We start from the raw sequence: 20,232 nt of genomic DNA, 5'->3' as shown, positions 1-20,232 counted from the left end.
TTCACTCAATTAGAAAGGAGGTACCTTTGTCCGCTCGTAAAATGGCTAAAATTGCCATCCTATCGGCTCTATGTGTGGCCTTTCGCTATGCATTTTCCTTTTTGCCCAATGTGCAGCCTATTTCAGCTATCTTTTTCCTGATAGTTATCTTTGAGAATTTGCAGACTTCACTCCTAGTGATGGCTGTGACGATGTTTACATCAGCATTTCTTTTGGGAATGAGTCCGATTGTCCTCTTTCAGTTGCTGTCCTTTGGACTGATTCTTTGCCTTTGGCGACTGCTCTATCCTCGCTTAAATCTAGTGGGACAGGGAATAGCAGCAGCTCTCCTATCCTTTGGCTATGGCATTGCCATCGATACACTGACAGCCTTGCTTTACAACTATCACTGGTGGTCTTATGCGATTATCAACGCTTTGACCTTCAATATAGCGCACGGACTGTCGACCTTGTTTTTTTACCCACTCTTGTACCCTATTTTAAGGAGGCTCTATAATGAAAAAAATCTTTAGTTTGCTCACACTTGCTTTTGCCCTTCTCCTTGTTGGTTGCGGCAGCAGTCAGACCAATACTGACAAGAGCTCTAGCTCTGCTGATTCTTCTGTCAAAAAGGAACTGAAAATTAGCATCAGTATTGCACCAGAAGGTCAGGAGAAGAGCGAGAAAACGGTGGCTGTTGCAGAAGGAAAGACAGCTATGGATGCTTTGAAGAAGGCCTATAAGGTCGAAGAAAAAGATGGTTTTATCACTTCTATTGACGGTCATGCTCAGGATGAAGCAAAGGGTCTCTACTGGATGTTTAAGGTCAACGGAGAAATGGCTCCTAAGGCAGCCAATCAAATCACTGTCAAGGATGGAGACAAGCTGGAATTCTACCAAGAAGTCTATCAGCAATAAATCTTTTGTAAAAAGAATCTGATGCTCAAGGCATTAGGTTCTTTTTTTGTGCATTAGATACAGTTTTAAAGTGTCTTAAAATATTTTTATAAAATTTTATAAAAAACTATTGACAAAAAGAAAATATAGTTTATAATAAAAACATAGAAAGAACAAAATATAAAAAACAATAAAAAGGATAGAGCTATGAAAGAAAAAATTGCAATCGTATTTGGAACCTTTGCTCCCTTGCATCAGGGGCATATCGATTTGATTCAGAAAGCTAAGCGTTCTTACGACAAGGTACGCGTGGTGGTTTCTGGTTATCAGGGAGACCGTGGGCAGGAAGTGGGTCTGTCTCTGCAGAAGCGATTCCGCTATACGCGGGAGACTTTTGCTGATGATGAGCTGACCCAGGTTTATAAGCTAGATGAAACTTCTTTTCCTCGTTACCCTATGGGTTGGGACAAGTGGTTGCCAGGTTTATTGGAGTTGGTGGGCTATGATGCAGAACGCGAGGAGTTGATTTTCTTTGTCGGAGAATCAGACTATCAAGCGGAGCTGGTAAAGCGTGGTTTTGAAACCTGTTTGGAAGAGCGCCAGTTTGGTATCTCAGCTACGATGATTCGGGAAAATCCTAGTCGTTACTGGAAATATATCGCCCAACCTTTCCGTCGTCACTTTACTAAGAAAGTGCTGATTATGGGAAGCGCCAGCAATGGGAAAACAACCTTGGCTAAGGATTTGGCTCGTTACTATGATGCTCCAGTTAGTCTAGAATATGCTCGAGAATACCAGATTCAAAATAACGTGCGAGACGATGAGCTGACTCCTAAAGACTACTATTATCTGCTCTTAGGACAATATGCTCAGACTTCCCGCTTGATTGACAGCAGCGCCAACCGTGGTCTGGTCGTGGCTGATACAAATTCTCTGGTAACCAAGGCTTACTATGATTACTATCTGAAAGAAAGTCCGGTTCAGGATGAAGAGACAGATACCTTTGACAATCTCTTTGCAAGCATTTTGTCTAAGGAAAAATGGGATTTGATTCTCTTTGCTGAGCCGGTTGGGGCCTATGTCAACGATGGCTTTCGCGATATGAGTATGGCAGACGAGGCTATACGCAGTGATTTTTCCAGCTATCTGAAAAAGCTGAAAGAGCAGTGCTTGGCTCATATTCCGACTGTCTATCTGGCTGGCAGTTATTTGGACAATTATCAGGCGGCCAAAGAAGCGATCGACATGATTTATCAAGCGGATTAAAAAAGAAAGTGGTAAAATAGAATGGTAGTAAAAAAACAAAAACTCTCTCTTGCAGCTCTCTCCGCAGGACTAAAACAAAAATCTCAAACCTTTGTTCAGAATTTCCGCAATGTCTGTGCGGCAGCTAAAAAACAAGGTTTTAGCGGCATAGCGAAATTGTTCTGGCAGGATTTATTTGGCGGGCGCAGCTTGGCTCAATGGCTCTACTTGATTGCTCTTTCCAGTCTGCCTTTCATTCTGGAGTTCACCAGTGGTCAGGAGCAGCATGACTGGCTGGGTCTCTTTGCTTCCTGGACTGGCATCGTCTGCGTTATTCTAGTAGCCGAGGGGCGGGCCAGCAATTACCTATTTGGAGCGGTTAATTCGGCAATTTACCTCCTATTGTCTTTTCAGGCTAGCTTTTATGGAGAAGTGCTGACTACGGTCTACTTCTTTATCATGCAGCCAATCGGCCTTTATACTTGGCTGTCCAACCGGGTCAATGAACAAGATAAGGAAGAGCCATCTCATTTTGAAGCTAAGAAGTTAGACTGGCGTGGCTGGCTTAAATATTTGGCCTTGACTGCCTTGATTTGGATTGGTATGGGCTTTGCTTATAAGAGCATTCACAGTCACCGGCCTTTCCGTGATAGCGTGACAGATGCGACCAATGGTATCGGTCAGCTTCTCATGACTGGTCTCTATCGCGAGCAGTGGATTTTCTGGATTGCGACCAATCTCTTCAGTATCTATCTTTGGTGGGGTAGTAACCTTCATATCCAGGCTATGTACTGGGTCTATACCCTTAATAGTATCGTCGGATGGTATCAGTGGACCAAGGCGGTGAAGAAAGCTTAGACTAAGATTTGAGATTTTTTGATAGAAAAAATAGCTTAGGAAAGGAAGAAACTCATGACCAAACAGGATATCCCAGCGGGAATGTCGGAAAAAGAGTACTATGAAACCATGGCGGATGAGTCCGCCTTTTTGGCATGGTACAAGACACAGGATTTACCTAAGTATGAAACGCCTAGTGTAACAGCGGATATAGTGGCCTACTGCTTCGTAGAAGGTCAGATAAAACTCTTGGTCATCAAGCGTAAGGCTCACCCTTATCAAAATAAATATGCTTTGGTAGGAGGTTTTGTAGACAAGCATGAGGATGCCTATCAGGCCTGCATTCGGGAAGTCAAGGAAGAGGTGGGGCTGGAGATACCGCTGGAAAAGGTGGAACAGCTGATGACGGTATCTACTCCAGGGCGTGATCCGCGCGGTTGGGTCATCACCATTGCCCATCTGGTCTATCTGCCGGCCATAGCAGTAGACCAAGCACAAGCTGGGGATGATGCCAAGGAAGTCACCTTTCTTGATGTAGATTTTAAGACAAGGAGTTTTAGAGACGGTGAGCGGCTCCTGACAGCAGAGGACTTTGCCTTTGACCACTACCAAATCTTACTGGAATCTATCAAGCGGATTCAGGGAAGACTGGACTGGAATCCAACTTTTCTCCATCTGCTGGAATCACCGTTTACTGTCTATGAAGGGACTGAGCTGGTCAATCTCATCACGCCTAGACGACCTATTGTCAGCAATAATTTTTTAGTGAAATTTGGAGAATACCTAGAGGAGGCAGGCGTTAAGCGCGTGCCAAAGAAGAAGCCGAGAAAAGTGTATCGGCTGAAGGCAGAAAAATCAGATTAAAAGAAAGCTGATCATATATTTCTTTGCAGGACAAATTTGTCCTGTTTTTTCGTTTTTAATTACGAATAGATAAGTAGGAGCAAGTTTCTCATGACAAAAGAAGCAGATTGAGAAACAAAACTTCGCTTGAGTAAAAAATTTTTTGAAGAATCTTGCATAAATGATTGACATAGTAAATTTACAGTGTTACAATAATATTACAAAAAGATTTCTAAATATTACAAGGAGACAAAAGATGAAAACAGGTACTTATACAAAAATGATGGCGGCTGCAGTTCTGGCTTCTAGTTTGCTTTTAGGGGCATGTGGTAAGAAAGAAGAAAGTGCAACAAGTGCTAGTTCTAGCAAGACTGTTCAGACTTCCTCTAGCTCAAAAGCTGCGTCATCCAGTAAGGTCCGCGCTTCTCCTAAGGTTAGCAATAGCGCTTCTTCAGAAGGAGCAGTTAGCCAGCCTGGACAAGCCCAAGCTCCTGCCAGTCAGCAACAGTCTACTGTAGAAGCGCCTCAAGCCCAACAAACGCAGCCACAGCAAGCTTCAGGTCGACAAAACACTCAGAGTCAAGCAATTCAACCAGCCCAAGCTCCCGAAAGCAATCGCCAGCTTCAGAATAAGCAGGCAGCCAGCAATGCTCGCTATAAAGGTGTCTTGACTATGGTGGATGGGGATTTCTCAGCCGCTGCTGGAACTTGGAAGGATGCCAATGGAAATACTGTGACCGTATCAGGTAATGGCCAATTCACTGTCCAGTCTGCAGATGGAAAGACAGATAATTATTCCATTGCTTCCTACTCTTATACGCTGGATGATGGCAAATACAATGCGCAGTTAAGCGGGCAAGGTAATGCCAATCTGCAGATTACAACAGGAGCAGACGGCTCAGTAACAAGCGTTGTGGTGACTCAGCCCTAAACAGAACAAAAAAGGAAGTCCCATTGGCTTCCTTTTGTTTTTATTTTTGAATTTGTAAGAGTTCTTCAATTTCAGCCAGACTTTCAGCTTGTGAAATAGCACCGCGGAGCTTGGCTGCTCCGGCAGTACCACGCAAATAATGCGGAGCTAGACCACGGAATTCGCGGATGGCCACATATTCTCCTTTGAGATTTACCAAGCGGGAGAGGTGGTCGTGGGCGATTTTCATCTTGTCCTCAAAGCTGAGGTCTGGAAGAACTTCGCCGGTTTCAAAGTAGTGGTTAATTTGGTTAAAGAGATAAGGATTTCCCATAGCTGCTCGACCTACCATGACGGCATCGGCACCGACTTCCTCGATACGCTGTTTAGCATCATGCACACTACGGATATCACCGTTAGCGATGAAAGGAATCTTGGTCAGAGCATGGGCTACGTCGTGCAAGGTCTCAAGGTCAGCATGACCAGTATACATTTGCTCACGGGTACGGCCGTGCATAGCCAGGGCTGAGACTCCAGCGGCTTCGGCTGCTAGAGCATTTTCTACAGCTAGTGAGCTGTCAGACCAGCCAGTCCGCATCTTAACTGTCAGGGGAATATCTAGCACTGACTGGACCTTGTTGATGATTTTATAGATTTTCTCAGGATCCTTGAGCCATTTAGCTCCGGCTTCGTTTTTAACGATTTTATTGACCGGGCAGCCCATATTGATATCGACGATATCCGTCTTGGTGTTTTCTTGGATAAATTCCGCTGCGCGCGCCAAACTGTCCTCGTCGCTACCGAAAAGCTGGATAGAAACGGGATTTTCTCCCTCATCAATATGGAGCATATGGAGGGTTTTCTCGTTGTTATACTGGATGCCCTTGTCAGAGACCATTTCCATGACGACCAAGCCTGCTCCCAGCTCTTTGGCAATGGTCCGAAAAGCAGAGTTGGTTACGCCGGCCATAGGTGCTAGAACCGTACGGTTGGGAATTTCGACTTTCCCAATCATAAAAGGGGTATTAAGATTTGTCACGAATCAGTTCCTCCAGGTCATTTTGGTCAAAGTGATAGGCTGTTTGGCAGAATTGGCAGACGATTTCAGCTCCTTGGTCTTGGTCACGCATTTCTTCTAAGTCAGCCTTTGGCAGAGTAGCCAAGGCATTCATAAAGCGCTCTTTGCTGCAGTCACACTGGAAGCGGATTTCCTCTTCAGACAGGCGTTTGTATGGCTCATCACCATAGATGGCAGCAAGCAGAGCTTCGATATGGTTATCTGATTCTAGCAGTTTTGAGATAGCAGGCATTTCTTGGATTCGTTTCTCAAAGCGGGCGATTTCGGCTTCCTTAGCACCAGGCAGAACTTGTACCAAGAAACCGCCAGCAACCTTGACTTTATCATTCTCATCCAAGAGGACATTGAGGCCAACTGCAGAAGGTGTCTGCTGGCTTTCGGTCAGGTAGAAGGCTAGGTCTTCGCCGATTTCTCCAGAGATGAGAGGAGTCATGGAGTTGTAAGGATTGCCCGTACCATAATCCGTGATGACGAGGAATTCTCCTTGGCCAACAAAAGGACCAACCAGAACTTCGCCGGTAGCTGTCTTTTTGATATCTACACCGGGATTTTGCACATAGCCTTTGACATTGCCCTCGGTATCTGCCACTGTGATAATCGCGCCTAGTGAGCTGGTCCCGAGAACCTTGACGGTAATCTTGGTCTGGCCTTTTTCATTTGCAGCTAAAATCTGACTGGCAATCAGTGTGCGGCCAAGTGCAACAGTGGAACTTGCTTGAGTCTGATGTTTTTCTTGAGCGGTCCGAACCGTCTCTGTGCTATCCAGCACATACGCGCGGAAAGAACCATTTTCTGAGATAGTTTTGATAATTTTGTCCATACCTTTTATTTTAACACAAAAAAGAAAAACAAGCGCGCGACTGCGCTTGTTTTTTGGGGTTAGGAAGCATTTTAAGACTAAAAATAGTATAATAAAACAAAGGAGGCTAGTATGAACCAATCTTTGAAAGCGGCAGTCTATGGTTTGGCGGTAGCTGATGCATTAGGAGTTCCGTATGAATTCTTGACCCGTGGCAGTTTTGAAGCGGTTGAGATGGTGGGCTATGGCAGCCATCAGCAACCTGCTGGAACTTGGTCAGATGATACCAGCCTTGTTTTGGCGACCTGTGATTCTATTAGGGAAAAAGGTAAGATTGTTCCTAATGATATTCAGCAGCGGTTTAAACATTGGCTCTTCGAGGGAACTTACACACCAGATGGATTGACCTTTGATGTAGGAAATGCGACTCGCGAAGCTTTGACAAGAGGACAAGGTCTATCTGATGAATATTCCAATGGAAATGGTTCTTTGATGCGGATTCTGCCCCTTGCCTTTACGGAAGCCGGTCCATCTGACGTTGAGGCTGTTTCCCGTATTACTCATGCCCATGCGACTTCTGTGGAGGCCTGCCAGCTTTATGTGGATATTGCTCGTAGGCTCTTAAAAGGCCAGCAACTATCGGAAATACTATCAGGCTTAGAGACTAGTACGACCTATGCTCGTTTGCAAACTTTAGCAGAGCTGACCGAAGATGACATTCGCTCTACTGGCTATGTGGTGGATACCTTAGAAGCAGCGCTGTGGTGTCTGCTGACTAGCACTTCTTATCCGGAAACTGTCCTGAAAGCTGTTAATTTGGGCGATGACACTGATACAGTAGCAGCAGTTGCTGGCGGCTTGGCTGGTATCATCTATGGTTTGGAAGGGATTCCTGATAACTGGTTAGCCCAGTTGCGCAATAAAGAACTGCTGGAAAGCTGCTTGTTTTAAAGGGATAATCGGAAGACAGGACTGTATTGATCATTAAAAAAGTAAAACAGTAAAAGAGCCATCTAGGCTCTTTTGTTTATTCTGTAGTTAATTCTTTCTGGGCTTCCTTGCCTTGGTCCAACAGGGCTTGGATAATCTTTTGATCACGCAGTTTGACAGAGTTGTTGATGGTCTCTGCAGATTGGATAACAGTGGCTTCTAGCAGAGCGCGTTTTTCTCGTCCTTTATCAATGGCTTCGATAATGCCTTGATTTTGTGCGACGAGGCTTTCTGCCAGCTTAGTGACAGATTCAACAGCGATAGTAGGGCTTTGGGAAATCCGCTCCAGTTGAGGAATGACTTCCTTGCTCGTTTCGGCGAGCATTTGCAGGGCAGCGTTATTCGCATTAGAGATGGCGTCAGCTACCTGACCAGACTTCATGGATTGCTGGAGAATGCCTAACTGAGCGATAGACAGTTTCATAGTTGGAATGGTATTGCGGCGGAGCATTCCAAGTTTTTGGCGCATATCAGAGGAAACCTTGACCAGATTACGCATTTGAGGAGTCGTCGCCCAAGCCACATAGAGGCGGCTGACATATTCAGTATGTTGCTGCTCTAAGGTATTGACCACCTCTGTCATTCGGGCTAATTCTTGCGATTTTACTTGGTAGTCAACGGTTGTCATATCTAACTGAGCGACTTCAGCCTGCAGTTTGAGCGCTCGATTGCCAGATTCTTGCTGAGCAGCTTCGATAAAGGAAATAACTCCGACTAGGTTTTCAATCGATTTGGTATTGTCCTCGATCAGCATTTCAGCAGAAACAATATTGCGAGCCAGAACATCCTCTTGCTTGACGACGGTGGCAGCCATGCCGTCCATTTTCTGCTCAATATTTTGTGAGTCGAAATAGAATTCTTGAAGGGTGTTTTTGCTCTGTTTGAAGAGTTTTTCCAGGAAATTAGGCTTTTTGTCCAGTTCCGCTACTTGAGCATCCTTGTATTTTGCGACAAAGCCATTGAGTTCTTTGTTGGTATTTTTTAAAAGCTCATCTACCTGGGGAATTTGTAATTTTTTCTGCTCGGCTAAGATACGATTGACAGTACCGTTGACCTCTTCTACAGCAGATTGGCCAAAGTCTAGCAAGGCATTTTGGTCTGATACGAAGTTATCCACCAGCTGCGGAGCTTTAGCCGTAATCGCACTCTGTTGCTCAGGAGTCAGCTTTTCCAGAAAAGTTAGCTGACCATTTTCTTGAGTCGTGTTGGCTTCGATGATTTCTGTTGTTTTGTCGCTTTTGCTGATAGCATTATTGGCAATTTTATCAATATCAAAATTAAATTCTTGGCTCATAGTTTCTCCTTTGGTTTATCTAGCTTAAAAGCCGGTGTCTGTGTGCTTTTCTTTATCTAAGATGCGCAGGCTAATGTCAAAGTCCCTCAAATCAGCTTCATTTAATTGGCGCAGCGCTTCGTCTAGGTCCAAGTCAAACTGCTCTATAGCTGCTTTGGCCTTGGCTAGCCGCTCCTCTGCATTGTAAAAATCTTTGGGTGAAGCTTTGATTTTGAGGTAACCTTCTAAAATATCTTCGTAGTGCTCCATCTGGGACTGATGAATGGCAGTCAGCTCTTCCTTATTATTGCTTTCGGATTGAGAGATTTTTTGAAGAATGGCCTCATGGTCAATCTGAATATTGCGAACCGTAGCGACCAATTCTGGGGCTAGCTCTTCTAGACTAGTTTTCTTAGGCTGAGCTTCTTTTCGTTTTTTCTCTCGTTCAATCTTTCTCAGTTGTTCATCAATTTCATCGGTTACGGTACGAATTTTGGTCTGGATCCGCTGGTAGACTGAAGCAGGAATTTCTCCTCGTAGGTCGTTAGCAGCATTTTTGATATAGGTTAGCTGGGGAAGAATTTCTAGAGCTAAATTCTGATAGCTTTCTTGGTCCCCATCTTCTTGGTAGGCTTCCAATTTTTTTATGCGGCGGTCAGCCTGACCAATTTCTGATTTCAAATCTTCAATACGGCCAATGCTGGCTTGCTTTGCTTCAATCCGAACTTTTTTCTGGCTTTGGTGGCGATAGATTCCGTAACCGATAGCCCCCAGAATAGCTATGGGAATTAGATAGCTGGCTACAGCTCCAGAACCAAATACAAATACAAGTATCCAAATCCAGCTAAACCATTCTGGTTGCTGGTTAGAATCATCCTTTTTTCTCGACATGGACTTTGCTCTTTCTTCTCAATGTGATATCTCTATTTTAACATAAAAGCTGGTTTTTGAAGGATAAAGATTGAAATGATTTTATATATTGAGACCATTTTTTATATTTGCTTAATTCAAAAAGACATTTGATTCCTATCAATAAAGCAAGCGTCATTTCTAAAACGAAAGTTTCTTCGTTTCTCTCAAATATTCAAACAAAAATCGCAGGGCATTCCCTGCGATTCATGTTTTATCAGTCCATTTCTGGGAAAAGTTTGGCAAGTATTTTAGGGGTGATGCTTTGTCCCGGCCCCTCAGCACAATAGGTGTGCATATACATAGAGGGGTTGAAGTTGAGCTCGATGCAGGTACAGTTGGGATTTTCCTTTGTGGAAATAGCAGAGCTGTCAGGGATGATAAGGTCAACGCCACAAGCCCAAGCTCCCATAGCCTTTGCCATGTCCGCAGCGAGTTCCTTATAAGATGGGTGCATGCTGTTTGTGACATCAATCGAGTCTCCGCCAGTAGAAATGTTGGAATTGCGCCGCAAGTCAACCTTGACTCCAGCAGGCAGGATATCATCTGGTCCATAGCCTTGCTGGTCCAGCATGAGTAGTTCAATGACCCCCAGTTCAATGATTTCGAGTGGTGAACGATGATCTCTGCCCCGCAGAGGATTGTCATTTTTGATGGCAACCAATTCTCTCACGGTATGCCGACCGTCTCCTACGACATTGGCCGCCACTCGCAAGAGAACTGCCTCACACTGACCGTCTAAGACAAAGAAGCGGTACTCCGTTCCAGCGATGAATTCCTCCACCAAGACGGCAGCGTCTTCTGAAAAGGCAATCTCTAAAGCCTTGCGATAAGATTCCAGGCTAGCTGGTTCTTGGAAGATAGAGATGCCCAGTCCGAAGTTGGTTGACTTAGGTTTGACGACAATTTGTCGGTCCTTAATCAAAGGGTAGTAGGCCAGTCCATCCTCTAGGGAAGAAAATTCTGCTCCAGCCGGAACGGGAAAATCAGCTGCAGCCAAAATCTTTTTAGTGACCGTTTTATTGGCCATGGCCAGAGGGATGACATAGTTATCCTTGGAGGTCATATTGCCATTCTTGACATACTCCACATGGTGACCATGCCAAAGCTTGAGAAATTGATCGTTTTCATCTAAGATGTCGACATTCAGCCCCTTCTGAATAGCATCAAAGAGCAGCATCTGAGTGGATAATTCCATATTTTCATAGCCTTTGAGGGCATAAGGAGCTGTCCAATCGTAGCTGTGATACTCCTCTGCTTTTTCTAGTCCAAAGGCTATTAAGGAATCCTGCTGAATATGAGGCAGGAGCTGACCAGATAGGGTTAGCTGAGGATTTAGTAGTGCCTCCTTAAGCTGCTCAAGCAAGTTTTGGTAGTAAGTTGGCAGTTCAAAATGCTGGATGAGCTCTTCCATGGCTTGGAGAATTGCTGAGCTGTCTGCCTCATCTGGCAGGGCAGTCAGCGGGTGGCTGCAAGCAATTTTTTGGTTCAAGTCATGGGCAGCTTTTAATACTACATCAACATTTTCTACATCATCTAGCCAGAGCAGGCTCAGTAAAAAGAAATGGACAGTATCTAAGGTCTCTTGGCTAATGCCTAAATGGTCAAAGGGATTGAGGTCAAAGCAGCGAAATTCCAGATAGGTGATACCCTGCTCCAGATAGGCACGATTGTGCTTCTGTCCACGGAAGCGAACGGCTGAGTAAAATTCTTTTTCAGCACTGAGCTCGCCTGACTGAACGTAGTTTTCAATATCGGTTACATATTGCTCCAAAGAAGCGTAGGATACTTGAATATTCTCTTCATTGACATAGCCATAGTCGCTGTTACGAAAAGAGCGGATAGGCTGGGAAATGTCCTGACTGTAGAAACCAGCTTCTGCCAAAGGGGCTGCCCCGTAGAGATAGGTTAAAATCCAGCGGAAACGCAGAAAGTTTCGAGCCAGCTTGAGATAGAGGTCATTTTTAAAGTCCTTGAGTGAATGGTGGGAGCTGACCTGAAAGAGAGCAGTGACCAGATCTTTTCCTAGCTCCATGTTGTAGTGGATGCCGGAGATGGCCTGTAGTTTTTTGCCATATTTTTTCGCTAACCCCTCTCGATAGTGGCGTTCGTATTCGTTTTCCAGGCGGGCGATGACAATCTCTTCTTCAGTCAGCTGCGGTGGCATGGACAGAGGCCAGAGGCGTTCACTCTGGTCAATCGAGCGGCCTGCCACATCGCTGATAGCTCCCAGTAAGCGCCGTGCTTCCTTAGTCGAGTGAGCAATAGGTGTAATTAGTTCCAGTTGTTGCTCGCTGAAGTCTGTTTGGATGGTCGGGTGGAAATTGCGGGAACCAAGCTGACTCGGATGAGCAGTTTGAGCTAAGTGTCCGTCAGTTGTCACCCGCAGATTTTCCCTCTCCAGACCAAAGGTCGCTTGGAGAATAGGGCTTGCTGTATCCAGTTTCTGCAGTAATTGATTAATCGTCATCGTTTCACCGTCCTATGGTAGTAATTTTAGTCTATTACAAACGGAAAAAGAAAACAAATTTCCGCTACGATTTTACAAAAATTCCGAACTTTTATTTTTAATAAACTGCTAAATTTCAGAAAATACAGATTTTGTGAAAATTTAATTCGTTTTCAAAAGGGAAAAAGCAAATCAAGAATGGGTCCCATCTTGAAAAATTGTTAAATTTTTCATATAATGAGGTATAAAATATAATCGCAGGTGAGATTCCTGCCTGCTTTTCAAGAAAGGAAGAGCTGCTTCAGCTCAGACAAAATTATGACATCAGTAGTTGTTGTAGGAACCCAGTGGGGAGATGAAGGAAAAGGGAAGATTACAGACTTCCTTTCAGCCAATGCCGAAGTGATTGCCCGCTATCAGGGTGGTGACAATGCCGGCCATACCATCGTGATTGATGGCAAGAAGTACAAGCTGCACCTGATTCCGTCAGGGATTTTCTTCCCAGAAAAAATCTCTGTTATAGGAAATGGAATGGTGGTTAATCCTAAATCTCTGGTCAAAGAATTGAACTATCTGCATGAAGAGGGTGTGACGACAGACAACCTTCGTATCTCTGATCGAGCGCATGTCATCCTGCCTTACCATATCGAGTTGGATCGTCTGCAGGAAGAAGCAAAAGGTGACAATAAAATCGGGACGACAATCAAGGGAATCGGCCCTGCCTATATGGACAAGGCTGCTCGTGTCGGTATCCGCATTGCTGACCTTTTGGATAAAGATATTTTCAGAGAGCGCTTGGAGCGGAATCTAGCTGAGAAAAACCGCCTCTTTGAGAAATTGTACGATAGTATAGCAATCAGCTTTGATGATATTTTTGAAGAATATTATGAATATGGCCAGCAAATCAAGCAGTATGTGACCGATATTTCTGTTATCCTCAACGATGCGCTGGATCAGGGCAAGCGAGTGCTCTTTGAAGGGGCTCAAGGGGTTATGCTGGATATTGACCAAGGTACTTATCCATTTGTAACTTCATCTAACCCAGTTGCGGGGGGAGTGACTATTGGTTCCGGTGTTGGTCCGAGCAAGATTGACAAGGTAGTCGGTGTCTGCAAGGCCTACACCAGTCGGGTTGGAGATGGACCATTCCCAACAGAGCTTTTCGATGAAGTTGGTGACCGCATTCGTGATATCGGCCACGAATATGGCACCACCACTGGCCGTCCGCGTCGGGTAGGCTGGTTTGATTCGGTTGTTATGCGCCATAGCCGCCGTGTGTCAGGGATTACCAATCTTTCGCTTAACTCCATCGATGTATTGAGCGGTCTGGATACCGTCAAGATCTGTGTAGCCTATGACTTGGATGGTCAGCGAATTGACCATTATCCAGCTAGCCTAGAACAGCTCAAGCGCTGCAAGCCGATTTACGAAGAGCTGCCAGGCTGGTCAGAGGACATCACAGGTGTTCGCAGTCTGGAAGACTTGCCAGAAAATGCCCGCAACTATGTTCGCCGAGTGAGTGAGTTGGTTGGTGTTCGTATTTCTACCTTCTCAGTCGGTCCTGGCCGCGAGCAGACAAACATCTTGGAAAGCGTCTGGTCAAATTTATAAAAAAGTCAGCACAAGGAAATTGCTTCTTGTGCTTTTTTGTAAGAAAATTTCATATTAAGACTCATTTAAGATATATATTTTATACTAACAGCATAAACAAAGACCTCCTAACTTTGTTTAAAAATCCTAAACTTTTTTCATAATAATCTCCTGAAAGTCACCCTAGTGGTGGCTTTTACTTTTTCTGAGAAGTGCGGCAGGCTTGTGGTATAATGGGATAGACGACTAGAGATTTAGAAAGATAATGATGAATTATACGATTGAAGAAAAAGAAGCATTTATGCGGGAAGCTTTGAAGGAGGCGGAGATTGCCCTAGCTTATGATGAAATTCCCATCGGCTGTGTCTTGGTTAAAGAGGGAAAGATTATCGGCCGCGGTCACAATGCACGTGAGGAGCTGCAGCGGGCTGTTATGCATGCGGAAATAATGGCTATCGAAGAGGCGAATCGGCACGAAAATAGCTGGCGCTTGCTTGATACAACGCTTTTTGTGACCATCGAGCCTTGTGTCATGTGCAGCGGAGCGATCGGTCTAGCGCGCATTCCTCACGTTGTCTATGGAGCAGCAAATCAGAAATTTGGAGCAGCTGGCAGCCTTTATGATATTTTGACAGATGAGCGTCTGAATCATCGAGTAGAAGTGGAGACAGGTGTTCTCCAAGAAGAGTGCGCTCAAATTATGCAGGAATTTTTCAGACAGAGAAGGAAAAAATAAAATTAGCCAAAATCAAAAGTTTGTGTTATACTAATTAGTGGAGCAACAGTTTTGCGTGAAGCGGGTCAGGGGAGGAATCCAGCAGCCCTAAGCGAAGTAAGCTGTGTGCTCTTTTCTATTGCTCTTAACGAATCAACTCCGAAGGAGGAAGATGAGTTTAGAGACATTGACGCAGTTGAATTTACATGCTGGTCTTTTTTATTTTTAGTAAAACGTTATAAAGAATTTATTCGGAAGAAATGGCAATAGCTAACCCTGTTTTCATAAGATAAATGCAAACGATTGCTCTCAGTCATGTCCTAGGATTAGCTTATTTAGAAAAATAGTATATAATAAAAAATGTAAACGTTTTAAAATAGTAAAAGCACTTGCTTATTTTTTCTTAAAGCGTTATCATAAAAGAAAAGAACAATTGGAGGATAAACATGACACATATTAAATTTGACTACTCAAAGGTATTAGATAAATTTGTAGCACCACATGAACTAGATTATATGCAGCCTCAAGTGACTGCAGCAGATTCTGCTCTGCGAAATGGTACAGGTCCTGGGGCAGAAATGACTGGCTGGTTGAACTTGCCTGAAGAATATGACAAAGATGAATTTGCTCGTATTCAAAAGGCTGCTGCTAAAATCCAATCTGATAGTGAGGTATTGATCGTAATCGGTATTGGTGGTTCCTATTTAGGAGCTCGTGCAGCTATTGATTTCTTGAATAATTCATTTGTAAACTTGCAAAGCAAAGAAGAACGCGAGGCACCTCAGATCCTCTATGCTGGAAACTCTATCTCTTCAAGCTATTTGGCTGATTTGGTAGACTATGTATCAGACAAAGATTTCTCTGTCAATGTTATTTCTAAGTCAGGAACAACAACAGAGCCTGCTATTGCTTTCCGTGTCTTCAAAGAACTCTTGGTTAAGAAGTATGGTCAGGAAGAAGCAAATAAACGGATTTATGCAACTACAGACCGCGCTAAAGGTGCAGTTAAGGTTGAAGCAGATGCTAATGGCTGGGATACTTTTGTAGTGCCTGATAGTGTAGGTGGTCGTTTTACAGTATTGACAGCAGTGGGACTCTTGCCAATCGCAGCTGCAGGGGCTGATATCAGCAAGTTGATGGAAGGAGCAAATGCTGCTCGCAAGGCTTATGCTTCTGATAAGTTGGCTGAAAATGAAGCATATCAATATGCAGTTGTACGCAATATCTTGTACCGTAAAGGTTATCTGACAGAAGTTCTAGCTAACTACGAACCATCTTTGCAATACTTCTCAGAATGGTGGAAGCAATTGGCTGGTGAGTCAGAAGGTAAAGACCAAAAAGGTATCTACCCAACTTCAGCCAACTTCTCAACAGACCTGCACTCTTTGGGGCAATTTATTCAAGAAGGAACTCGTATCCTCTTTGAAACAGTTATTCGTGTAGATAAGCCTCGCAAAAATGTGTTGATTCCTGAATTAGCAGAAGACTTGGATGGCCTTGGCTATCTGCAAGGAAAAGATGTTGACTTTGTCAATAAGAAAGCAACAGATGGAGTGCTGTTAGCTCACACAGACGGCGGAGTGCCAAATATGTTTGTGACCCTGCCTGAGCAAGATGAGTTCACTTTGGGCTATACTATTTACTTCTTTGAGTTAGCTATTGCTCTTTCTGGCTACCTGAATGGTATCAATCCATTTGACCAGCCAGGAGTTGAGGCTTATAAGAAAAACATGTTTGCTCTTCTTGGGAAACCAGGCTTTGAAGAGCTGGGTGCTGAGTTGAATGCACGCCTTTGATTCTCATATGCTTTGAGTTCATTTAGAATATAAAAAGATCCACAAGTTCATTTCTTGTGGATTTTTTAGTACAAGCCTCTTAATTAGTTTATTATTTTTTTGAACAGTGAAAAAAAGAGTGTCTTAATTCTTTTATGAAAGCGCTGTATAATTGCCTTGTAAATAAAATTTGAGAGGTATCAAAATGAATGATTGGTTAGACATTAAAGGCAAAACAGTTCTTGTGACGGGTGCGTCATCTGGGATCGGTAAGGCAATCGTCGAAGAATTGTTGGAATTAGGAGTCAATGTAGCGAATTTTGATCTTAGCGACAACGATTTGCGTCACCCGAATCTATTATTTGTAAAAGTTGATGTAACTTCTCGCTCTGAAGTAGAAGAGGGTGTTGCCAAAATAGTTGAAAGATTTGGCAATATTGATGCGGTAGTCAACAATGCGGGGATTAATGTCCCTAGATTATTAATCGATGCAGAAAATCCTAAAGGTCCTTACGAGTTGGACGATGAGACGTTCGAAAAAGTAACAATGATTAATCAAAAAGGTTTGTATCTGGTTAGTCAGGCAGTAGGACGTATTTTAGTGAAAAATGGGAAAGGTGTAATTGTGAACATGGCTTCAGAAGCAGGCTTGGAAGGTTCTGAAGGACAAAGTGCCTATGCTGCAACGAAAGCGGCAGTCTATAGTTATACTCGTTCATGGGCGAAAGAGCTTGGGAAACATGGTGTACGTGTGGTTGGAATTGCTCCAGGAATTATGGAAGCTACGGGTCTTCGAACTCTTTCTTACGAGGAAGCTCTTGCTTATACCCGTGGAAAGACGGTAGAAGATATTCGAGCTGGTTATGCTTCAACTTCAACGACTCCATTGGGACGGAGTGGGAAACTACGGGAAGTAGCTGATCTTGTAGCGTTCTATATTTCAGACCGTTCTAGCTATATAACAGGTGTCACTACAAATATTGCCGGAGGTAAAACTCGCGGTTAAAACAATGAAGGTAGGGAAGAGAGTTGACCTTAGTAAATCGGTGGTATAATATTTTAGATAAAATGGTCTCGCAGCCAACTTATTCCTTGGTAGATATGCGCTCAGAACTGGATATTAGCTTGCAAACCTTGCAAAAGAGTATCCAACAATTAAATGATGTTTTGGCTCCTAATATCCAGATTATCGCACAAGATGATCAGTTAATGTTAGAAGTGTATGACTATACAGAGTTGGAAAGGATTTTATCTGGTAGTTTAAAACAGGAGAGTGACTTCAATTCTTCCAGTAAAAGAATTGCCTATTTGCTAAAACGTTTAATTGAGTCAACCTCCCCTCTTCTTATTGACGACTTGGCTGAGGAAGTAGGTGTTAGTAGAAGTACCCTTAATAAGGATTTAAAACAAGTAAAATCTTTGGCAGAGAGTTACTCTATCACTATTTCAGGAAAGCCCAACCGTGGGCTGGAGGTCTTGGGGAGCGAGCTGAATTTGCGCTTGCTCTATATTCACCAAGTGGCTCCTTACTTTGAAGGAAGGACACTCACTGAGGCAACATCTTCTTTTCTGGAGACGCTAGTCCAGGACTATAAAATCCCTAAAGAAACACAGGAACTCCTTCGAAAGACCATTTCAATTATGGTGGAGCGTATTCATACATCTAGAGTGTTGAATTGTCCTATTCCTTACTATAGGAATGATTTAACAGAGACACCTTTAGCTGAGAAATTAATCTATCATATTGAAATGACTTATAAGATTTCCCTCAGTCAGTTTGAGATAGACTTTTTGTGTTTTCCGTTTAATGTCCGTTTTATTGACACTTTAAGCAAGACATCTTATCAATCTGAACAGCTTGCAAAGATTTTTCAAGGGATTGTCAAGAAAGTCAAAGAAACAATGTTGGTTCACTTTGATGATGAAGAATTATTTGAAGAAATCAAATCTCATCTAGGCCCCTTAATCAATCGACTGATTTTCCATGTGCAAGCTAATGATATATTTCATGGCGAGGTTCAAACTCAATATCCTTTTGCTTTTGAAATGGCAAAAATAGCTGGAGAAGAACTATCTGCAATTTTTGGTTCTGAATTGGAATTATCTGAAATCGGATATCTGGCTTTGTATTTTGAAATGATTTTAAGAAAGCAAAATTCTGCTGTAAAGGGTTCTCGCAAGCAGATAGCTGTAGTTTGCACAACAGGAAGAGGAACTGCTACGATGATTATTCAGCAACTCAGACGAGTCCTTGGAAATGATGTAGACATTACTCAGTATTCTGAAGAGGATTTTAATGTGGATTTGAATCAGGACTATTTCGCGATTTTTACGACAGTTCCTCTAAAATATAAAGATTCTAAATCTCCAGTCATTCAAGTTAATCATCTTTTTGATGATCAATGGCTGCAGGAAGAATGGCAGAGGGCCAATGCTTTTCATCAAAAAAATCTAGAAACAGTCAGCTTACGTTTTCTTCGGTTGAGCCCCCAAAAAACCTATCAGCAATACTTGCTAAATATGGTTGCAGAGTTAGAGAAACTTCAGATGATTGATGAAGGTTTTAGAAATCGGATAATTGATAGGGAGAAAAAGCAATCAACCATTTTTGGTGGAGGAATTGCCTTCCCCCATACAATTAACCAGGGTTATGCAAAGACTATTTTAATGTTCGGAAAACTAGAAGAGCCTTATCAAAAAGGAGATGAATGGATTGAATTTATCTTTCTAGTCGCCATACCCTCAGAAATTGAAAGAAAAATGGAAAGTGAATTGCTGGAATTGTATGACGATATTTTTCGAATTGCAGGAGAGCCTTCTCTAAAAGAAGCATTGAGGGCTGTAGAAACAGAGACAGAGTTTCTATCATTTTCTAAGAGCAAAGGAGTATTTTAATGAATTCGCTAATAATTTTCGCTGTGTTTGTCATGGCAGCTTATATATTTCAAATGTTCCTCGGCTGGCAGCAACTCAAAGACTTCAATAAGACCTATACGATGCTCCGAAAACTGGGGCGCGTAGCGATTGGCAGGAAGTCCGGAAGAATAAAATCCGGTACGATTGTCATGTTCGCGGTTGATGAAAACGGTCGGGTTCTTAAAGCTAGCAAAATGCAAGGAGTAACAATCTTAGCGCGTTTTCAAAATATGGATGATTATGTCGGAGAAGACATCCATTATTTTGACAAGTATAATCCTCTTGTGAGAAAAGAAAATAAGTTGATGCAATCAGTCATAGAAGATGCTAGAAAAGTCTATCTTTGGCATGAGGCAGGTATTGAGAAAGAGACAAGTTCTTCTGATTCTTTTCTGGGATTCGGCTTTTATACGAATTACTTACAATTATCTATTAAACAGTTATTTAAAAAAAATAAGAAAAGGAGTTCCTTATGAATCACATTACAAAATTTGCAGAGAGTTTTATGAAACTCTTCCAATTAGGTGGAGAAACCTTTATTAGCTGGATGACAAATATTGTACCGCTTGTCTTAATGCTATTGATTGCAATGAATACCCTTATCGCTTTCTTGGGAGAAGAAAAGGTCAATTCCTTGGCTAAGATTTCTGCCAAAAATCCTGTTAGCCGTTATATGATTTTACCTTTCATTTCAGCCTTTATGCTGGGGAATCCGATGGCGATCAGTATGGGACGCTTCTTGCCAGAATATTATAAACCTAGTTTTGTAGCAGCTCAGATGCAGTTCTGCCATACTTCAAATGGTGTATTCCCACATATCAATCCTGGGGAATTGTTTGTATGGATGGGAATTGCGACAGGAATTCAAACTTTAGGTTTAAGTCAGATGGACCTGGCAATCCGTTACATGCTTGTAGGAATTATCATGAACTTTGTTGGTGGATGGGTAACAGATTTTACGACTGCCTATGTTGCAAAACAGCAAGGTGTTACCTTGAGTAAAACATTTGATTGATAGAAAGAGTGA

19 protein-coding genes and 1 other RNA gene are annotated in these 20,232 nt (G+C 43.0%); 15 read left to right on the top strand and 5 right to left on the bottom strand.

Going from position 1 to position 20,232, the window contains the following annotated elements:
* Positions 1-26 precede the first annotated feature (26 nt).
* From K1J09_RS07395 to K1J09_RS07370, 6 genes are all read left to right on the top strand, one after another.
* The gene (locus K1J09_RS07395; protein WP_002916673.1) at positions 27-512 is read left to right on the top strand and encodes a hypothetical protein; all 486 of its coding nucleotides are present in this window, start codon (positions 27-29) and stop codon (positions 510-512) included.
* The gene (locus K1J09_RS07390) at positions 496-897 is read left to right on the top strand and encodes a DUF4430 domain-containing protein (RefSeq protein ID WP_002905510.1); all 402 of its coding nucleotides are present in this window, start codon (positions 496-498) and stop codon (positions 895-897) included. The genes K1J09_RS07395 and K1J09_RS07390 overlap by 17 nt, the downstream gene beginning before the upstream one ends.
* Positions 898-1,083: 186 nt before the next feature.
* Complete coding sequence (locus tag K1J09_RS07385; protein WP_002916672.1) at positions 1,084-2,142, top strand: AAA family ATPase; 1,059 nt, start codon at positions 1,084-1,086, stop codon at positions 2,140-2,142.
* 21 nt (positions 2,143-2,163) lie between these two features.
* Entirely contained in the window at positions 2,164-2,979 is an 816-nt protein-coding gene (gene pnuC, locus K1J09_RS07380; protein WP_223323720.1) for a nicotinamide riboside transporter PnuC, read from the top strand.
* 54 nt (positions 2,980-3,033) lie between these two features.
* Positions 3,034-3,822, top strand: coding sequence for an NUDIX domain-containing protein (locus K1J09_RS07375; RefSeq protein WP_223323719.1), 789 nt, complete (start codon positions 3,034-3,036; stop codon positions 3,820-3,822).
* A 160-nt stretch (positions 3,823-3,982) separates the two neighbouring features.
* Entirely contained in the window at positions 3,983-4,732 is a 750-nt protein-coding gene (locus K1J09_RS07370) for a DUF6287 domain-containing protein (protein WP_223323718.1), read from the top strand.
* A gap of 40 nt (positions 4,733-4,772) precedes the next feature.
* Here the strand turns inward: K1J09_RS07370 and dusB are convergent, their stop codons facing one another.
* A complete protein-coding gene (gene dusB, locus K1J09_RS07365) occupies positions 4,773-5,750 on the bottom strand; it encodes a tRNA dihydrouridine synthase DusB (protein WP_223323717.1) in 978 nt (325 codons plus the stop codon).
* Entirely contained in the window at positions 5,737-6,609 is an 873-nt protein-coding gene (gene hslO / locus K1J09_RS07360) for an Hsp33 family molecular chaperone HslO (RefSeq protein WP_032910575.1), read from the bottom strand. The genes dusB and hslO overlap by 14 nt, the downstream gene beginning before the upstream one ends.
* A gap of 111 nt (positions 6,610-6,720) precedes the next feature.
* Between hslO and K1J09_RS07355 the strand changes: the two genes are divergently transcribed.
* On the top strand, positions 6,721-7,539 hold the full coding sequence (locus K1J09_RS07355; protein ID WP_223323715.1) for an ADP-ribosylglycohydrolase family protein: 819 nt from the start codon (positions 6,721-6,723) through the stop codon (positions 7,537-7,539).
* Positions 7,540-7,615: 76 nt separating this feature from the next.
* Here the strand turns inward: K1J09_RS07355 and K1J09_RS07350 are convergent, their stop codons facing one another.
* The 3 genes from K1J09_RS07350 to gshAB all read right to left on the bottom strand — a co-directional run bounded on the left by K1J09_RS07350 (position 7,616) and on the right by gshAB (position 12,230).
* The gene (locus tag K1J09_RS07350) at positions 7,616-8,872 is read right to left on the bottom strand and encodes a toxic anion resistance protein (RefSeq protein WP_002907849.1); all 1,257 of its coding nucleotides are present in this window, start codon (positions 8,870-8,872) and stop codon (positions 7,616-7,618) included.
* 24 nt (positions 8,873-8,896) lie between these two features.
* Positions 8,897-9,742, bottom strand: coding sequence for a membrane protein (locus tag K1J09_RS07345; protein ID WP_002899214.1), 846 nt, complete (start codon positions 9,740-9,742; stop codon positions 8,897-8,899).
* Positions 9,743-9,977: 235 nt separating this feature from the next.
* Positions 9,978-12,230, bottom strand: coding sequence for a bifunctional glutamate--cysteine ligase GshA/glutathione synthetase GshB (gene gshAB, locus K1J09_RS07340; protein WP_223323714.1), 2,253 nt, complete (start codon positions 12,228-12,230; stop codon positions 9,978-9,980).
* A gap of 297 nt (positions 12,231-12,527) precedes the next feature.
* Here gshAB and K1J09_RS07335 point away from each other — a divergent pair, with 297 nt between their 5' ends.
* The 8 genes from K1J09_RS07335 to srlA all read left to right on the top strand — a co-directional run bounded on the left by K1J09_RS07335 (position 12,528) and on the right by srlA (position 20,220).
* Positions 12,528-13,820: an adenylosuccinate synthase gene (locus tag K1J09_RS07335; protein WP_223323713.1), complete on the top strand. Its 1,293-nt coding sequence runs from the start codon at positions 12,528-12,530 to the stop codon at positions 13,818-13,820.
* A 244-nt stretch (positions 13,821-14,064) separates the two neighbouring features.
* Positions 14,065-14,535, top strand: coding sequence for a tRNA adenosine(34) deaminase TadA (tadA, locus tag K1J09_RS07330; RefSeq protein ID WP_002902098.1), 471 nt, complete (start codon positions 14,065-14,067; stop codon positions 14,533-14,535).
* Positions 14,536-14,563: 28 nt separating this feature from the next.
* Positions 14,564-14,662, top strand: an RNA gene (gene ffs / locus K1J09_RS07325) — signal recognition particle sRNA small type.
* Positions 14,663-14,960: 298 nt separating this feature from the next.
* Complete coding sequence (locus K1J09_RS07320) at positions 14,961-16,310, top strand: glucose-6-phosphate isomerase (protein WP_002902099.1); 1,350 nt, start codon at positions 14,961-14,963, stop codon at positions 16,308-16,310.
* Positions 16,311-16,494: 184 nt separating this feature from the next.
* Positions 16,495-17,295, top strand: a complete 801-nt coding sequence (locus tag K1J09_RS07315; protein ID WP_002902100.1) for an SDR family oxidoreductase — start codon at positions 16,495-16,497, stop codon at positions 17,293-17,295.
* A gap of 62 nt (positions 17,296-17,357) precedes the next feature.
* Positions 17,358-19,184: a BglG family transcription antiterminator gene (locus K1J09_RS07310; protein ID WP_002902101.1), complete on the top strand. Its 1,827-nt coding sequence runs from the start codon at positions 17,358-17,360 to the stop codon at positions 19,182-19,184.
* Complete coding sequence (locus tag K1J09_RS07305; RefSeq protein WP_002902102.1) at positions 19,184-19,681, top strand: transcriptional regulator GutM; 498 nt, start codon at positions 19,184-19,186, stop codon at positions 19,679-19,681. Before K1J09_RS07310 ends, K1J09_RS07305 begins: the two co-directional genes overlap by 1 nt.
* A complete protein-coding gene (gene srlA / locus K1J09_RS07300; RefSeq protein ID WP_002893982.1) occupies positions 19,678-20,220 on the top strand; it encodes a PTS glucitol/sorbitol transporter subunit IIC in 543 nt (180 codons plus the stop codon). Before K1J09_RS07305 ends, srlA begins: the two co-directional genes overlap by 4 nt.
* Positions 20,221-20,232: the final 12 nt, after the last annotated feature.

The sequence above is a fragment of the Streptococcus sanguinis genome, assembly GCF_019928825.1.
GTDB lineage: Bacteria > Bacillota > Bacilli > Lactobacillales > Streptococcaceae > Streptococcus > Streptococcus sanguinis_L.
Note: the sequence above shows the minus strand (reverse complement) of the source record. Positions and strands in the feature narration are given on the sequence as shown.

Coding starts and splice junctions, on each gene's coding strand:
- K1J09_RS07390 (WP_002905510.1), top strand. CDS start 496: ATGAAAAAAATCTTTAGTTTGCTCACACTTGCTTTTGCCCTTCTCCTT.
- K1J09_RS07385 (WP_002916672.1), top strand. CDS start 1,084: ATGAAAGAAAAAATTGCAATCGTATTTGGAACCTTTGCTCCCTTGCAT.
- pnuC (WP_223323720.1), top strand. CDS start 2,164: ATGGTAGTAAAAAAACAAAAACTCTCTCTTGCAGCTCTCTCCGCAGGA.
- K1J09_RS07375 (WP_223323719.1), top strand. CDS start 3,034: ATGACCAAACAGGATATCCCAGCGGGAATGTCGGAAAAAGAGTACTAT.
- K1J09_RS07370 (WP_223323718.1), top strand. CDS start 3,983: ATGATTGACATAGTAAATTTACAGTGTTACAATAATATTACAAAAAGA.
- hslO (WP_032910575.1), bottom strand. CDS start 6,609: ATGGACAAAATTATCAAAACTATCTCAGAAAATGGTTCTTTCCGCGCG.
- K1J09_RS07355 (WP_223323715.1), top strand. CDS start 6,721: ATGAACCAATCTTTGAAAGCGGCAGTCTATGGTTTGGCGGTAGCTGAT.
- K1J09_RS07350 (WP_002907849.1), bottom strand. CDS start 8,872: ATGAGCCAAGAATTTAATTTTGATATTGATAAAATTGCCAATAATGCT.
- K1J09_RS07345 (WP_002899214.1), bottom strand. CDS start 9,742: ATGTCGAGAAAAAAGGATGATTCTAACCAGCAACCAGAATGGTTTAGC.
- gshAB (WP_223323714.1), bottom strand. CDS start 12,230: ATGACGATTAATCAATTACTGCAGAAACTGGATACAGCAAGCCCTATT.
- K1J09_RS07335 (WP_223323713.1), top strand. CDS start 12,528: ATGACATCAGTAGTTGTTGTAGGAACCCAGTGGGGAGATGAAGGAAAA.
- tadA (WP_002902098.1), top strand. CDS start 14,065: ATGATGAATTATACGATTGAAGAAAAAGAAGCATTTATGCGGGAAGCT.
- K1J09_RS07320 (WP_002902099.1), top strand. CDS start 14,961: ATGACACATATTAAATTTGACTACTCAAAGGTATTAGATAAATTTGTA.
- K1J09_RS07315 (WP_002902100.1), top strand. CDS start 16,495: ATGAATGATTGGTTAGACATTAAAGGCAAAACAGTTCTTGTGACGGGT.
- K1J09_RS07310 (WP_002902101.1), top strand. CDS start 17,358: ATGGTCTCGCAGCCAACTTATTCCTTGGTAGATATGCGCTCAGAACTG.
- K1J09_RS07305 (WP_002902102.1), top strand. CDS start 19,184: ATGAATTCGCTAATAATTTTCGCTGTGTTTGTCATGGCAGCTTATATA.
- srlA (WP_002893982.1), top strand. CDS start 19,678: ATGAATCACATTACAAAATTTGCAGAGAGTTTTATGAAACTCTTCCAA.